This is a genomic window from Streptomyces spiramyceticus, assembly GCF_028807635.1.
Lineage (GTDB): Bacteria > Actinomycetota > Actinomycetes > Streptomycetales > Streptomycetaceae > Streptomyces > Streptomyces spiramyceticus.
In genome coordinates, this window is sequence record NZ_JARBAX010000001.1 from 3586283 (window position 1) to 3600936 (window position 14654).

14 protein-coding genes are annotated in these 14654 nt (G+C 68.4%); all 14 read right to left on the reverse strand.

The genetic code is table 11. The features are described from left to right. Position 1: 1 nt before the first annotated feature. Positions 2-553, reverse strand: coding sequence for a hypothetical protein (locus PXH83_RS16305; RefSeq protein ID WP_274561085.1), 552 nt, complete (start codon positions 551-553; stop codon positions 2-4). Further along, on the reverse strand, positions 550-1758 hold the full coding sequence (locus PXH83_RS16310; RefSeq protein ID WP_274561086.1) for an MCE family protein: 1209 nt from the start codon (positions 1756-1758) through the stop codon (positions 550-552). Before PXH83_RS16310 ends, PXH83_RS16305 begins: the two co-directional genes overlap by 4 nt. Further along, positions 1755-3089 (reverse strand): MCE family protein, encoded by a 1335-nt coding sequence (locus tag PXH83_RS16315; RefSeq protein WP_274561087.1) that lies wholly within the window; start codon positions 3087-3089, stop codon positions 1755-1757. The genes PXH83_RS16310 and PXH83_RS16315 overlap by 4 nt, the downstream gene beginning before the upstream one ends. Further along, positions 3086-4210: an MCE family protein gene (locus PXH83_RS16320; protein ID WP_274562856.1), complete on the reverse strand. Its 1125-nt coding sequence runs from the start codon at positions 4208-4210 to the stop codon at positions 3086-3088. The genes PXH83_RS16315 and PXH83_RS16320 overlap by 4 nt, the downstream gene beginning before the upstream one ends. A gap of 41 nt (positions 4211-4251) precedes the next feature. After that, complete coding sequence (locus tag PXH83_RS16325) at positions 4252-5235, reverse strand: MCE family protein (RefSeq protein ID WP_274561088.1); 984 nt, start codon at positions 5233-5235, stop codon at positions 4252-4254. Beyond that, entirely contained in the window at positions 5232-6260 is a 1029-nt protein-coding gene (locus tag PXH83_RS16330) for an MCE family protein (protein ID WP_274561089.1), read from the reverse strand. The genes PXH83_RS16325 and PXH83_RS16330 overlap by 4 nt, the downstream gene beginning before the upstream one ends. After that, positions 6257-7528: an MCE family protein gene (locus PXH83_RS16335; protein ID WP_274561090.1), complete on the reverse strand. Its 1272-nt coding sequence runs from the start codon at positions 7526-7528 to the stop codon at positions 6257-6259. The genes PXH83_RS16330 and PXH83_RS16335 overlap by 4 nt, the downstream gene beginning before the upstream one ends. Before the next feature lie 4 nt (positions 7529-7532). Then, the gene (locus tag PXH83_RS16340; RefSeq protein ID WP_274561091.1) at positions 7533-8357 is read right to left on the reverse strand and encodes an MlaE family ABC transporter permease; all 825 of its coding nucleotides are present in this window, start codon (positions 8355-8357) and stop codon (positions 7533-7535) included. 2 nt (positions 8358-8359) lie between these two features. Continuing rightward, positions 8360-9130 carry an MlaE family ABC transporter permease gene (locus tag PXH83_RS16345; RefSeq protein ID WP_274561092.1) on the reverse strand — a complete coding sequence of 257 codons (771 nt, stop codon included), beginning with the start codon at positions 9128-9130 and terminating at the stop codon, positions 8360-8362. After that, positions 9127-10221 (reverse strand): ABC transporter ATP-binding protein, encoded by a 1095-nt coding sequence (locus tag PXH83_RS16350; protein ID WP_274561093.1) that lies wholly within the window; start codon positions 10219-10221, stop codon positions 9127-9129. Before PXH83_RS16350 ends, PXH83_RS16345 begins: the two co-directional genes overlap by 4 nt. A gap of 99 nt (positions 10222-10320) precedes the next feature. Further along, entirely contained in the window at positions 10321-11436 is a 1116-nt protein-coding gene (locus PXH83_RS16355) for an RNA polymerase sigma factor (protein ID WP_274561094.1), read from the reverse strand. A 93-nt stretch (positions 11437-11529) separates the two neighbouring features. Next, positions 11530-12381: a lytic transglycosylase domain-containing protein gene (locus PXH83_RS16360; RefSeq protein WP_274561095.1), complete on the reverse strand. Its 852-nt coding sequence runs from the start codon at positions 12379-12381 to the stop codon at positions 11530-11532. A 347-nt stretch (positions 12382-12728) separates the two neighbouring features. Further along, positions 12729-14027 carry an ArsB/NhaD family transporter gene (locus PXH83_RS16365; protein ID WP_274562857.1) on the reverse strand — a complete coding sequence of 433 codons (1299 nt, stop codon included), beginning with the start codon at positions 14025-14027 and terminating at the stop codon, positions 12729-12731. A gap of 147 nt (positions 14028-14174) precedes the next feature. Then, a complete protein-coding gene (locus PXH83_RS16370; RefSeq protein WP_274561096.1) occupies positions 14175-14636 on the reverse strand; it encodes a CBS domain-containing protein in 462 nt (153 codons plus the stop codon). Positions 14637-14654: the final 18 nt, after the last annotated feature.

Sequence of the window (14654 nt, forward strand, 5' to 3'; positions counted from 1 at the left end):
TTCAGCCGACGAACTCGACGTTCGAGGTCAGCCAGCGACCGTCCTCGAACACCAGGTCCAGCTGCAGCCGGTAGTTGCGGGCCGTGCCCTGGGGAGCGGCGCTGTTGGTCACCTTGCTGTCGGCCACGACCAGGACACGGGCTGAGCGCTCGTCTGCCCTCGCGATGCCCGCATCCAGTACCTGGCCTTCGGATACCGACTTGTTGGCGGCTACGAGCTTTGTGAGCTGTGCGGTCTGCGCCGTGAACTGCTTCTTGAAGTCGCCGGTCGCGCCGTTCAGTACGTTCTTGCTGTCGCGGTCGTAGTGGCGGTAGTCGAGCGAGGTGAAGTTGAGCGCGGACTGGCGGGCCGCGGTCAGGATGTCCTCGTGCCGCTGGTCGGTCTCATTGCGCTCGTACCACTGGACGCCCAGCCAGCCGGACGCGGCCGCCAGTACGGTGGCCACTACGGCGAGTCCGGCAGGGAGCGCCCTGCCGCGGCGGGCGGCGCGCAGGAGGACGGCCCAAAGGCGGCGCACAGGGCGGGTTGCGCGGGTCGTGAGCGTGTGGGTCATGCCATTGGTCCTACTAGCAGCCATTGCCATGAGTCCTTTCCGAACAAGTTCTGTTCTCCGCCTGTCGAGCCGATCTCGACGGGCCTTCCGGTCGGGCTGCCGGCGCCCGGGGTGTTCTGGGCTCCGCGGACCGATGTGTCGCCTCCGCGCGGCGCTGTGCAGCGTGCGTCGGTGTTCGCCGGGCGGTTCGTGGTGTCCGACGGGTCGCGGCGCTGCGTCTCGTAGCCCTGACGGCACGGCGGTGGGTCGTCGGCGTTGACCACCATCCCGAAGTGGGTGGTGCCGTCACCGGGGATGACCGTATGGCTGCCCGCCACCACCACCGGGAAGGTGACCAGCATCTGTTCCACGCCGGGGAGCCGGGCGACGGTGATCTGGCCGCCGCTGATCAGGTTTCCCAGCAGGACCGGGAGGTGGGGCTCGTTCGACTTCAGCAGCGAGTTCATCTGCTGGGCGGCGGATGTGCCGTTGCCCATCAGGGCGCGCAGGTCGCCGTCGCTGGACTTCAACTGGGCGGTCAGGTCTGCCAGATCGCTGGAGAACGACTTGATCGCCGAGCCCTTGTCTGCCTGGGTCTTCAGAACCTTCCGCGAGTCCTCGATCAGCGAGATGGTCTGAGGGAGCGAGTCCGATGCCGACTCGACCAGGTCATTGCCCGAGTCCACCAGCCGGGTCAGATGCGGGCCTGTGCCGGCGAACGCCTTGCCCAGTTCGTCGACCGTGATCCGCAGGTCCTGCTTGTCCACCGAGTTGACCAGCCGGTCCAGGCTGAGGATCAGGTCTGTGGTGGGTACCGGCACCCGGGTGTTCCGCCGGGCGATGCCGCTGCCGTCATGGAGGTACGGGCCGCTCCCGGCACGTGGCTGAAGATCCACATACTGCTCGCCGACGGCCGAACGGTTCGCCACGACCGCCAGAGAGTCCGCCGGGATCTGCGGAGCGTCCCCCTCAAGAAGGAGCGCCACCGAGACCCCGCCCGCGCCGGTCAGCCGCAGATCGCCGACGCGGCCCACCGGGACCCCTCGGTACGTGACCTCGGCGCCCGAGTAGATGCCTCCGGAGTCGGCGAAGTCGGCTCGTACGGTGTATCCGCGGTCCAGGATGCGGTCGACCAGTCCGGTGTACTCGGCGCCGACGTAGGACACCCCGAGGGCGGTGACCAGGGAGAATGCGACCAGCTGGGCTTTGACCGTACGTGTGATCACGGTTGCATCCCCTTCAGCATGAGCTCCGCCAGAGCGAGGTCGAAGTCGGAGCCGAAGTCGGAGCCGAAGCCGCCGTACGAGGGGTAGTCGCCGTACGACGAGTAGCTGCTGGTGCACACCGGCGGGCACAGCACGTCCCCGTCTCCGCCGTCCTCGTCTCCTTCTCCTGGCGGCCGGTTCGAAGGGGGTGAATCCGGCAGCTCCGGTGCGTCCGGCAGCTCCGGGGTCTCCGGAAGGCCCGGCGTTTCGGGGAGTTCGGGGACGCCGGGGACGTCGGGGGTCCCGGGCAGCGTGGGCTTTCCGGGCTTGGCGGGCTTCTTCGGGTCGTCGGCGAGGTTGCCGTAGATGCTGTTGAGGTCGAGATCGGCGGTGACTTTGAGGTTGACGTAGTCGCCCTTGATGGCGCCCACGACATTGCGCGGGAACGGGTACGTCGTCAGCAGCTCCAGCGCGTTGGGCAGATCGCTGCCCGCCTTGTTCAGCTGCTGGAGGATCGGCCGGAGACTTCGCAGGTTGGCGGTCAGGTCGGCGCGCGACGCGTTGATCACCTTCGTGCCCGTCTTGCCGAGCTTCGAGAGGGAGGTGAGCATCGTGGTCAGCTTGGTGCGCTGGTCGGCCAGCACCTTCAGTGCCGGCGGCATGGTGGTGATGGCCCGGCCGATCGTGGCCTTCTCCTTCGCGAGCCTCTTGGCGAGCTTGTCGATGCCCTCCAGCGCGCGGATGATCTCGGCGCGCTGCTTGTCGAGGCCGCCGATGAAGGTGTCGAGCTCGGAGAGCAGGGACTTGACCCGGTTCTCGCGGCCCTCCAACGCCTTGTTCAACTCCGTGGTGATGGTGTGGAGCTGAGCCACCCCACCACCGTTGAGCAGGGCGGAAAGCGCCGAAAGTACCTCTTCGATCTCCGGATTGCGTCCGCTGCGGGACAGTGGGATCTTCGCGCCGTCGGTCAGCCTGCCCACGGGTGCGACGTCCGTCGGGGGCGAGAGTGATACGTACTTCTCGCCGAGCATGCTGGTCTGGCGCAGCTCGGCTGTCGCGTTGGCGGGCAGCTTCACCGAATCGGCGACGCGAAGTCGCACCTTGGCGTGCCAGCCGTCCAGTTCGACCTTTTCGACGGCGCCGACGGTGACGTTGTTCGCCTTCACCGTGGACTGGGGCACCAGATCCAGTACGTCTCTGAACTCGACGGTGACACGGTAGGCATGGCCGTCCGCGGCGGCGCCGCCGGGCAGCTGGACGTCGTACAGGCCATTGAATTCGCATCCGGTCAGCAGCAGCGAACCGGCAGCCGCCCACAGGGCCGCCTTGCGAGTACTGGAGATTGTGCTCATGCGCGGGCCTCCAGGATTCCGCCCAGCGTCCTGTCGACCGAGCCGGAGCCGGAACCCGACACCGCCCCCGCCTCCCCGGTCACAGGGTCGGCCTCGGGCAGCTCCGGCAGTGAGTCGAACAGCTTCTTCAGGTCCCGGCAGTCCGCCTTCTCCCCGGTCGTCTTGAGCACGGAGCAGAGCAGCGCGGCCGGGTCCTGGGAATGGTCGGGGTTGTTGCGGGTGTCGAGCGTGCCGGACTCCGGGTTGTATGCGTTCTGGAGGTTGGAGAGCCCGGCGGGGGCTACGTCGAGCAGCTCCTCCAGGGCGGCGCGCTGGGTGACCAGCACCTTGGTCACTTTGGAGAGGCCCTTCACATTGGCGGTCAGCGCCTTCTTGTTGTTCTTCACGAAGTCGGCCACATCGGCCAGCGCGGCCGCCAGGTGCTTGACCGCCGCCGCCAGATCCTTGCGCTCACCGGCGAGTTGCTCGGCGACCTTGGCCAGGCTGTCGTTGAACGACCGGACGCTCTTGTCGTCGGCCGCCAGCGCGGCCGTGAACACCTGCAGGTTCTGTACGGTCCCGAACAGGTCCTTCCGGCCGCCCGACAGCGTGGTGACGGCCTGCGAGAGGTCCTCGACGGTCTGATGCATCTGATCGCCCTGCCCCTTGAGGTTGTCCGCGCTGACCCCGAGGAGTCGGGACAGCGAGCCGTCCTTGTTGGCGCCCTTCGGGCCGAGCGCGTCCGCCGTCGTACGGAGACTGTCGAAGACGCGGTCCAGCTCGACCGGCACGGCCGTGCGGTGCTCGGGAATGACGGCGCCTGCCTTCATCGCCGGGCCATCCCGATAAACCGGAAGCAGCTGTACGTAACGGTCGCTGACCACCGAGGAATTGATGATCGCGGCCTTGGCGTCCGCGGGGACCTTGCGTTCCCCCTCGTACTCCAGCTCGACCCGGACCCGCTCGCCCTCCGGCGTGATCTTCTTGACCTCGCCGATCCTGACGCCGAGGACACGTACGTCGGAACCGGGATAGATGCCGACGGTGCGCGGGAAGTACGCGGTGATCCGGACCCTGGGCGACTCCGGCCAGTACACGACGGCCAGTCCCGCGACGACCACCAGTGCGGTGACGAGCGCGATATGACGGACCGCGATACGACGGATGAAGCGGTTGTTTCTGATCACCGTGATCCCTCCGTCCGCGGGGTCACCGGTGTGGGGGCGACCATGTTCTGGATGTAGCTGTCGAACCAGCGGCCGTTGCCGAGGGTGTTGGTGAAGACCCGGGCGAAGGGCGCCATCAGCTTGACGCTGCGGTTGAGGCTCTCCTGGTTGCGTTCCAGCAGCTTGACCACCGCGTTCAGGTTGCTGAGGGCGGGGCCGATCTCCTTGCGGTTGTCCTCGACCAGGCCCGAGAGCTGGATGCCGAGGGCGACCGAGCTCTTGAGCAGCGCGTGGATGACCTGGCGTCGTTCGGCGATCTCCTTGAAGAGCTTGTCGCCGTCCTTGACGAGCTTGGTGAACTCGCCCGACCGCTCCGAGAGCACACCGGTGACACCGTTGGCGTGGCCGAGGAGTTCGCGCAGTGCCTTGTCCCGGGAGGCGATGGTCCGGGAGATCTTCGACAGTCCCTTGATGGACGCCCTGACCTCGGCGGGCGAGTCCTCGAAGGTGGCCGAGATGGTGTCCAGGGCGGTCGCCAGTTCCTCCGTGTCGATCTTCTCCGTGGTGGTCGTCAGGTCGCTGAAGGCCTCCACCACGTCGTACGCCGCCACCGTCCGGCTCAGCGGGATCTCGCTGCCGGGCCGCATCTGCCCGGGGCCCTTCGGTTCCAGTGCCAGGTACTTCGCGCCAAGGATCGTCTTGATCCGGATGGACGCGCCTGTCCTGGTGCCGAACTCCGGGCCTCCCTTGATCCGGAAGGTCACTTTGACGTGGTCTTCGTCCAGGTCGACGTCGTCGACCTTGCCCACCTTGACCCCGGCGATACGGACTTCGTCGCCGGGCTTGAGGCCGCCCGCCTCGGAGAGCGCCGCACTGTACTTCTCGCCGTTGCCGATCAGCGGCAGGCTCTCGACGTTGAACGCCGCGGCGATCAGCAGCGCGATGGTGGTGAGGCCGACGGCGCCGATCGTCACGGGGTTGCGCTCACGGAAGGGAATCACCGGCCACACCTCGCCCGCGCCACGTGCAGTTCGGGTGTGATCACTTCGGAGGTCTTCGGCAGCACGATCCGGCCGTCGAAGTCGCACAGGTAGAAGTTGAACCAGGAGCCGTACGAGGCGGTGCCCGTCAGCTTGTTGAGCTTGTTCGGCAGGCGCTTCAGGACGCCCTCCACAGTCTTCTCGTTGTCCTTCAGCGTTCCGGCGAGCTCCGACAGCTCCGCGATGTCGGTCTTCAGCGGCGGGCGGGTGTCCTTGAGCAGGCCCGATGTGGCCTCTGCGAGGCCGTTGATGCCTGCCAGTGAGCCGCCGATGGCCTTGCGGTCGGCCGACAGGCCCGAGATCACCCGTTGCAGCTGCGCGAGGAGATCGGAGAAGCGGGTGCTGCGCTTGTTCACGGTTTTCAGCACGGTGTTGAGGTTGTCGACCACCGAACCGATGAGCTTGTCGCGGTCCGCGAGCGTCGTGGTGAGGGATGCGGTGTGCGCGAGCAGGCTGTTCACCGTGCCGCCCTCGCCCTGCAGGGTCCTGATGATCTCGGTGGCGAGCTGGTTGACGTCCTTCGGGCTCAATGCCGCGAACAGCGGCTTGAATCCGTTCAGCAGCGCGTTGAGGTCGAGCGCCGGCTCGGTACGGGAGAGCGGGATCTGTCCGCCGTCCGGCAGCCGCTTGCCGTCCCCGGCGCCTTCCGTCAGCGCGATGTACCGCTGTCCGACCAGGCTCCGGTAGCGGATGACGGCACCGGTGCTGGTGAGCAGCGGCCGGTCGCGCGAGACGCTGAAGGTGACCTCGGCCAGCGTCCGGTCCTTGATCCTTATGGACTCGACCTCGCCGACCCGTACCCCGGCGACCCGGATGTCGTCGCCCTCCTCCAGGCTCGTTACGTCGCTGAACACCGCGCTGTAGGTGTCCTGGGGCGTGAAGGAGACATTGACGATGGTGGCCGCGAGTACCGCGGTCGCCAGCACGGTCACGACGGTGAAGATGCTGAACTTGACCAGTTGTGCGGTAGTCGAAATCGCGCTCATACGACGCTCACCGCCGTTCCGCGGGCCATCGGACCGAAGAGCAGGGTCGCGACAGCGGGCACCTCGTCGGCAGGCACACCCATGACCGGGGCCACGAGCGAGGCGACGGCCCGCTGCTCGGCCGCCGTGCCGGAAGTGCGGGACGCACCCGACTTGCCGGACGCACCGGACGTGCCTGACGTACCGTCGTTGAGCTTGGTCGGTGGGGCGGGAGTCCCGGGGTTCGGCAGACCTCTGCAGTCGGGTCCTGAGCGATCGGCATAGCGCGGTTCCTCGCCGGGTTTGTAAGGGGGCCGAGGGTGGACGAATTCGAGCGTGATGCGCATCTCCCCGCCCCTGAACGTCTCTTCGGCCCGCGCCTCCTGCTGCACCAGACCGTCGAGCAGGCAGGGGTACTCCGGCGAGTAGCGGGCAAACAGGGCCAGAGTGGGACGGGATACGCGGCCCAGAGTGATGAGCCGTTCGCCGTTGTCGTCGAGCACGCCTTCCGCGGTGTCCGCGGCGGTCGCCGTCCAGGTCAGCACCGACGCCAGCTGGTCCTCCTTCTCGACCAGAGTCCGGCTGGTGGTGAGCGTGTTGTCCAGGATCCGCAGCAGGTCGGGGGCGGCTTCGCTGTACACCTCCGCCACATCCGCGAACCGCGAGATGTCCTCCTTGATGGACGGCATGTGCGGGTTGATCTTGCGCAGGTAGCCCTCCAGGCGTACGAGGTTGGCGCCGATCCTGTCGCCGCGCCCTTCGAGCGCGGTCGCGAACGCGGACAGGGTGGCGTTCAGGTCGGCGGGCCGTACGGTGCGCAGCAGCGGCAGCAGGTCGTTCATCAGGCGCTGGAGTTCGATGCCGACCTTGGTGCGGTCCTGGGTGATGACGTCACCGGCGCGGATGTGCCGCGCCGAAGGGTTGCGCGGGGCGACCAGGTCGACGTACTTCTCGCCGAACAGCGTCTTCGGCAGCATCCGGGCATGGACGTCGGCCGGGATGAGCGCGACATGTTCGGGCTTGAGCGCGATGTCGAGGGTCGCCTTCTTGCCGTCGGCGCGCACCTCGCGGACCTCGCCGACCAGCAGGCCGCGCAGCTTGACGTCCGCGCGCGGCTCCAGCTGGTTGCCGAGGGCGCTCGCCTCCAGCGTGATGCGGACGGCCGGGGTGAAGACCTGCTGGTAGACGGCGACGGTCAGCGACAGCAGCAGCGTGATGACGACGAGGAAGACGATCCCGTACAGCCGCAGTTTCGTGGCCCGGGTCAGAGTCGGTATCGGTATGGGCATGGGCCTACCCCGCTATCCGTACGGTCGTGTTGGCGCCCCAGATCGCCAGGCTGAGGAAGAAGTCGAGGATGTTGATGGCGACGATGGACGTACGCACGCCACGGCCGACCGCGACACCGACCCCGGCGGGGCCCCCGCTCGCGTAGTAGCCGTAGTAGCAGTGGACCAGGATGATCACGACGGCGAAGACGATGACCTTGCCGAAGGACCACAGGACGTCGACCGGTGGCAGGTACTGCTGGAAGTAGTGGTCGTACGTGCCGGCGGACTGCCCGTAATAGCCGGTGGTGATGGTCCGGGCGGCGAAGTACGAGGAGAGCAGCCCGACGACGTACAGCGGGATCACCGCGACGAAACCGGCGATCATCCGGGTCGTGACCAGGAAGGGCAGCGACGGGACGCCCATCACTTCCAGCGCGTCGGTCTCCTCGCTGATGCGCATGGCGCCGAGCTGGGCGGTGAAGCCCGCGCCGACGGTCGCGGAGAGGGCGAGCCCGGCGACCAGTGGGGCGATCTCGCGGGTGTTGAAGTACGCGGAGAGGAACGCCACGAAGTTGGAGGTGCCGAGCTGGTTCAGCGCGGCGTACCCCTGGAGTCCGACCTCTGTGCCGGTGAAGAAGGAGAGGAAGGCGATGACGCCGACCGTGCCGCCGACGACGGCCAGGGCGCCACGGCCGAAGCTGACTTCGGCGAGCAGGCGCAGGACTTCCTTCTTGTAGCGGCGCAGGGTGCGGCCGGTCCAGGCGAGGGAACGCCCGTAGAAGACCAGCTGGGTGCCCAGCTCCTCCAGGGAGCGTCCGGCACCTTTCAGCGGATTCGGCAGAGTCATCGCTATCCCCTCTGCGGAACGAGTTGGAAGTAGACGGCGGTCAGCACGAAGTTCGTCACGAACAGCAACATGAAGGTGATGACCACGGACTGGTTCACCGCGTCGCCGACGCCCTTCGGCCCGCCCTTGGCGTTCAGGCCCTTGTACGAGGCGACGATCGCGGCGATGGCACCGAAGATCAGTGCCTTCAACTCGGCCGCCCAGAGGTCGGAGAGCTGCGCGAGCGTGGTGAAGGAGGCCAGATATGCGCCTGGTGTGCCGTTTTGCAGGACCACGTTGAAGAAGTAGCCACCGGCCACTCCGACCACCGAGACGAGGCCGTTGAGCAGGACCGCGACGAGCATCGTGGCCAGCACCCTGGGCACGACCAGCCGGTGGATCGGGTCGATGCCGAGCACCTGCATGGCGTCGATCTCCTCGCGGATCTTGCGCGCCCCGAGGTCCGCGCAGATCGCGGTGCCGCCGGCCCCGGCGATGAGCAGGGCCGTGACGATGGGGGACGCCTCGCGGAGGACTGCCAGGACCGAGGCGGCGCCGGCGAAGGACTGGGCGCCGAGCTGCCGGGTCAGGCTGCCGATCTGGAGCGCGATGACGGCGCCGAACGGGATGGCGACCAGGGCGGTGGGCAGGATGGTGACGCTGGCGATGAACCAGGCCTGCTGGATGAACTCACGTACCTGGAAGGGCCGGCGAGGGAGAGTCCTGAGGACATCCAGCGCCATGGCGAAGAGGCTGCCGGAATGCCTGAGTGCTCCGGTGGGGGACAGGCTCATGCGTCCCTCACCTCCGCCGCTTCTGCGGAGGCCACGGTTTCTGTGACCTCTGCGGTTTCTGTGACCTCTGCGGTTTCTGTGGCCTCTGCCCTCTCTGTGGCCTCCGCGGGCTCCGCTGTCTCCTCGGCTTCTGCGGCCTTCCCGGCCTCCGCCTGGTGGAGCCGCTCCTCCCGTTCGGCGATCGCCTGCCACCGGGGCGGGCGGGTGACACCGGGGCTGGGCAGCAGGCGCGGGGTGATGCCCGCCCCGGAGGCCCCCTTGCCGCCCTTCGGTCCGCGGTGGTCACCGGCGTCGAGCTGGGCGAGCTCCTGCTCGACCTGGGCGGCGTCCTTCTCCTCCGCCATGCCGATCGGGCCCTGCATACGGCCGTTGAGGAACTGCCGTACGACCGGCTCGTCGCTCGCGAGCAGCTCCTCGCGGGGGCCGAACATCACCAGCTCGCGCCGGAACAGCAGCCCGATGTTGTCCGGGACCTGCCGGGCGGACGCGATGTCGTGGGTGACGATCAGGAAAGTCGCGTCGATCTGCGCGTTCAGGTCCACGATGAGCTGGTTGAGATAGGCCACGCGCACCGGGTCGAGCCCCGAGTCCGGCTCGTCGAACAGAATGATCTCCGGGTCGAGCACCAGCGCCCGCGCCAGCCCGGCCCGCTTGCGCATGCCGCCGGATATCTCGCCGGGCAGCTTGTCCTCGGCGCCGATCAGGCCGACCATGTCCATCTTTTCGAGGACGATCCGCCTGACCTCGCTCTCCGGCTTACGGGTGTGCTCGCGCAGCGGGAAAGCGATGTTGTCGTACAGATTCATCGAACCGAACAGCGCGCCGTCCTGGAACAGCACACCGAAGAGCTTGCGCACCTCGTACAGGTCGCGTTCGCGGAGTTCGGTGATGTCCTTCCCGGCGATCCGGATCGAACCCCGGTCCGGCTTCAGCAGGCCGACGAGCGTCTTGAGGAACACCGACTTGCCCGTACCCGAGGGGCCGAGCATGACGGACACCTCGCCGGCGGGCAGCGTCAGTGAGACGTCCTGCCAGATGACCTGGTGGCCGAAGGATTTCGTCAACCCTTCCACACAGATCTCGACACCCATCCGGTTCACCCTTCAGCGGGGAGCAGCTCTGACATCTGCTCTACGGGGAAGGGCGGCGCGTCCGTCGCGAAAAGGCGAAGATTTTTTACGGGGGCGAATTCAGCGCGTAATCAAGGGCGAGGTCGAGGGGGAGGTCGAGGGCGTGGACCCGGTCGTGGGCAGCGCGGGGCCGGGCACCGTCCGCAGCGACGGCGACACCTCCGGTACGGGCACCTCCGGTACGACGACCTCGCGCGCGGCCGCCTCGGGTACGGCGACCTCGGGCACCGCCACCCCGGGCACGTCCGGCACGGTCGCCCCAGGCACCTCCGGCACCTCGGGAACCTCGGGCACGGCCACCTCGGGCACCTCCGCCACCTCCGGCAACACCCCGAGCAGCCCGGACGGCGAGGCCCCCGGGCTCGGCGGCACTGAGCCGGCCGGGGAAGCGGAGTCCGCCGCGCCGTGGTCGGATCGACCGGACGAGGCCGGCGGCGTCCCGTGCCTCGCCGTGTCCGTCGCGTCCGCCACCTCCGACGTCGTGGTGCCTCGCGGAGCGCGGGGCTCGTCCGGCTCGTACGCGAAGGGAAGGACCAGACCCATCACGGCCAGCGTCGCCGCCGCCGTGGATGCGGCGGCCACGGCCTGGACGTTCCCGCCCGCCTGAGTCCGGCTGCGCCCGCACAGCCACAGGACGAGCCCGAGCGTGCCGGCCAGCGAGTTGCGCAGCGTGCGCCGGGCCCTGGCCAGCAACGACTCGACCGCCTGGTAGCTGAGCCCCATCTCCGTGGCGACCTGACCGACATCCCGGTCCTGCGCCTTCAGCCGGAGCGCTTCCGCCTGGCGGGCGGGCAGCTCCCGGCTCTGGAACGCCAGCCACTTCGCTTCCGCCCGGTCGCACACCGCCTCGTCGACGGGGACCGGGCCGGGTGCGGTGAGTGTCGGACTGCTGCGTACCTGCGCCTCGCGATTGACCTGCCGGTACCGGTCGACGCACAGGCGCATGGTCACCGTCGTCAGCCAGGCGCCCAGCCGCGCGTCGTCGAGATGCGGGTTCTCGGCGGCGCGCAGCATCGCTTCCTGGACGGCGTCCTCGGCGTCCTCGGCGCTCATGGACCTGCGGCGGGCAACTCTGAGCAGCTGCTCGCGGTGGCTCCACATGCGCTGCCACCGCGCGCGGGCCAGTTCGTCACCGGGCAGGGCCGGGTGAGGAGGATGCATGTCCGTCGTCGCCATGAGGGCCCCTTCGCGCTCACATCTGACTGCAGGGCGGTGGCGACGTTACCGCCCGGTATCCGGAATTGTGGAGGGCCGGAGCGCGAGAGATGCCTAACCGTTGCTGGTGAGCGGCCCGGCCCCCGGCTCAGCCCCCGGCAGGACGCCGTCGTCCGGCAGCTCGACCACGGTGCCGGGAAGGGTGACGGCGGGCGCCGCGGACGTCGGACCGCTGCTCGGACGGTCACGCGTCGGTGAGGGCGTGGGCTTGGGCGTGGAGGGGGTAGGTGCGGGTGTGGGCCTGGGAGAGGGCGACGCGCCGGTACGCGGGCGCGGGCTGTCCGGCTCCTTCCGACGGGTGCTGGGGGAGTCCGGTTCTGCGCGCGGCCCTGTGCGTCCCTTCTTGTCCGGGACCTCTCTGTGTCCGTCCGTGAAGTACGCGAACCACGATGTGACGATGCGCAGGTACTCCCGGGACCGGTTGTAGCTGAGGACCGCACGGTCGAAGTCGTACGGCTCGGAGAGGTCACGACCGCCCGCACACAGGTAATGCCCCGCCGCGAGGGCCGCGTCGTAGACGTTGTGCGGGTCGGCGCTTCCGTCGCCGTTGCCGTCGGCGCCCCACATGGCCCAGGTGGACGGGATGAACTGCATCGGGCCGACCGCGTGGTCGTACGAGCTGTCGCCGTCGTACGCGCCGCTGTCGGTGTCCCGGATGGTGGCGAAACCGCGGCCGTTGAGCTGCGGGCCGATGATGGGCGAGTACGTCGTACCGCCCGCGTCCACCGCGCCGCCCCGCGCCTGCGCGGACTCCACCTGGCCGATCGCGGCGAGCAGCTGCCAGCGGAGACCACAGAGCGGGGTGCTCTTCGCGAGCGCCGCCTCCGACTTCCTGTACGCGTCGAGGACCGTGGCGGGCACGGCTCCGCCACCCGGACGCGCGGCCGGAGCGGCCTTGTCGCGCACCGACAGAGCCTGAGTCCCGAGTGGGGGGGCAGCTCGGTGTAATAGGACGCATCGCCGGGAAGGGCCCGGTCCGGCTGCCCGGCGACCTTCTCCGCGGTACTCGTGGCCACTGGGCTCGGCGCCTGTGAGGCGGTCAGTGCCGCCATGGCCGCTGCCGCGGCTGCCGTTCCCGTAAGGCCCCTGCGTATCCGGCCTGGTATTCGCCCTGCGATCCGTCGCGCCATGTGCCGGACCCCTCCCCATGTCCCCGCCGCACCGGGAGTCGGCGCGGCATTCTTCACCTGCTCTACGGGGGGAGGCGGCTTGTCCGTCGCGGAGGTTTTGTCACATCTCCGGCTCGAACGGCGTCAGGACATGCCGAAGTAGCGCACCCAGACATACACGGCCGCGAGCGCGACGGTCACGGCCGTGACGACCAGGCCGTACTTGGTGAACTGCCAGAAGGAGATGGGCTGCCGGTTGCGTTCGGCGATGCCGAGTACGACGACGTTGGCGCTGGCACCGATCGCGGTGGCGTTGCCGCCGAGGTCGGCGCCGAGGGCGAGGGACCACCACAGGACGTGGTCCGCGCCGCCGCCCATACTCTCCACGAGGTCGCTGGTGATCGGCGCCATCGTCGCGACGTACGGGATGTTGTCGACGATGCCGGAGAGGGCCGCGGAGGCGCCGAGCAGCAGCATGGAGCCGCCCAGCTCGTGCTCCCCGATCACGTTCGCGAGGGACTCGGAGACCTCACCGATGACGCCGGTCTCGATCAGGCCGCCGATCATGATGAACAGGCCTGCGAAGAAAGCGAGGGTGGGCCACTCCACCTCGGCGAGCACTTCACCGGTCCGCACGGTGGAGACGGCGATCAGCAGGCCGGCGCCGAGCAGTGCGACGACGCTGGGTTCGAAGTGCAGCACGGGGTGCAGGACAAAGCCCGCGACGACCAGCACGAGGACGATCAGGCCCTGGATGAGCAGCCGCGAGTCCCGGATCGCTTCGCGCTCCTCCAGCGCCATGACTTCTTCGGCGCGCTCCTCGTCGTACAGGAAAGACTTACGGAAGAGGAAGCGGCACAGCGCGATCAGAACCGGTAGCAGCACGACGCACAGCGGTGCGAGGTGGACCAGGAAGTCGTTGAAGGTCAGGCCGGCGCGGCTGGCGATGATGATGTTCGGCGGGTCGCCGACGAGCGTGGCCGTGCCGCCGACGTTGGAGGCCAGGACCTCGGCGATGAGGAACGGCGCGGAGGGCAGCGCGAGCCGCTCGCACACCAGCAGGGTGACCGGGGCGATCAGCAGGACCGTGGTGACGTTGTCGAGCAGTGCCGAGGCGATCGCGGTGATGACGATCAGCATGACCATCACGCGGAAGGGTTTGGCCCTGGCTCTCTTGACCGACCAGATGGCCAGGTACTCGAACATGCCGGTCTTCTTGAGGACTCCGACGATCATCATCATGCCGAGGAGCAGGAAGATGACGTTCCAGTCGATGCCGCTGTGCTCGGAGTAGAACGCCGACCTGTCGTCGGTGGCCCCGATCGCCAGCATCAGGGCGGCGCCGCCGATCGCGGCGGCGGCGCGGTGGATCTTCTCACTGATGATCAGGGTGTAGGTGCCGATGAAGACGACGATCGCGGCCCAGCTCTGCCAGTCGTTCATGATGCTCCGGTCGGTCGGCAAAGAGACGTGTCCCTTGTCGCCGACCAGGCTTCCCGGCACTCCGCGAGGGACCATACAGGGTCTTTACGGCTCCTTGGCAGACCCTTTAGTGCCCGGCCGCGCCGGGCACCAAGGGCCCCCGGCCGCTCAACTGATGCGTCGGAGCAGGGACTCCAGCAGGTGCGAGGCGGTGATGACGCCGAGCAGGTGCATAGCCTGCTTGTCCTTCTCGCCGACAGCGACCAGCGGGCTTCGCACCTGGGCCATCAGGGCGGCCACTTCCAGCGCGGTGTCGTCGGGTGCCGCCACCGGCGGCGGGGCCGCCGACCTGGGCAGACACTCCTGTACGGTCCGTCCCCTCAGTACTTCGCAGAGCCGGTCGGCGTGTCGCTCGTCGATGACCGCCGCCAGCGTCGGGTCCTCGATCACATAGCCGGGGACGACCACTTTGATCATCTGGGACGCGGGCAGGATCGCCTGGGGAGCGCCGTGCTCGTCGACGACGAGCAGTGCGGGCAGCCGGTGTTCGGCCATCAGCCGGGCGGCGTCCATCGCGTCCGTGTCGAGGCCGACGGTTTCGTAGTCCTCGGCCAAGTCACGTGCATGCATGTGGCGGACTCCTGTCAC

Coding starts and splice junctions, on each gene's coding strand:
- PXH83_RS16355 (WP_274561094.1), bottom strand. CDS start 11,436: ATGGCGACGACGGACATGCATCCTCCTCACCCGGCCCTGCCCGGTGAC.
- PXH83_RS16315 (WP_274561087.1), bottom strand. CDS start 3,089: ATGAGCACAATCTCCAGTACTCGCAAGGCGGCCCTGTGGGCGGCTGCC.
- PXH83_RS16370 (WP_274561096.1), bottom strand. CDS start 14,636: ATGCATGCACGTGACTTGGCCGAGGACTACGAAACCGTCGGCCTCGAC.
- PXH83_RS16305 (WP_274561085.1), bottom strand. CDS start 553: ATGACCCACACGCTCACGACCCGCGCAACCCGCCCTGTGCGCCGCCTT.
- PXH83_RS16350 (WP_274561093.1), bottom strand. CDS start 10,221: ATGGGTGTCGAGATCTGTGTGGAAGGGTTGACGAAATCCTTCGGCCAC.
- PXH83_RS16330 (WP_274561089.1), bottom strand. CDS start 6,260: ATGAGCGCGATTTCGACTACCGCACAACTGGTCAAGTTCAGCATCTTC.
- PXH83_RS16365 (WP_274562857.1), bottom strand. CDS start 14,027: ATGAACGACTGGCAGAGCTGGGCCGCGATCGTCGTCTTCATCGGCACC.
- PXH83_RS16335 (WP_274561090.1), bottom strand. CDS start 7,528: ATGCCCATACCGATACCGACTCTGACCCGGGCCACGAAACTGCGGCTG.
- PXH83_RS16345 (WP_274561092.1), bottom strand. CDS start 9,130: ATGAGCCTGTCCCCCACCGGAGCACTCAGGCATTCCGGCAGCCTCTTC.
- PXH83_RS16340 (WP_274561091.1), bottom strand. CDS start 8,357: ATGACTCTGCCGAATCCGCTGAAAGGTGCCGGACGCTCCCTGGAGGAG.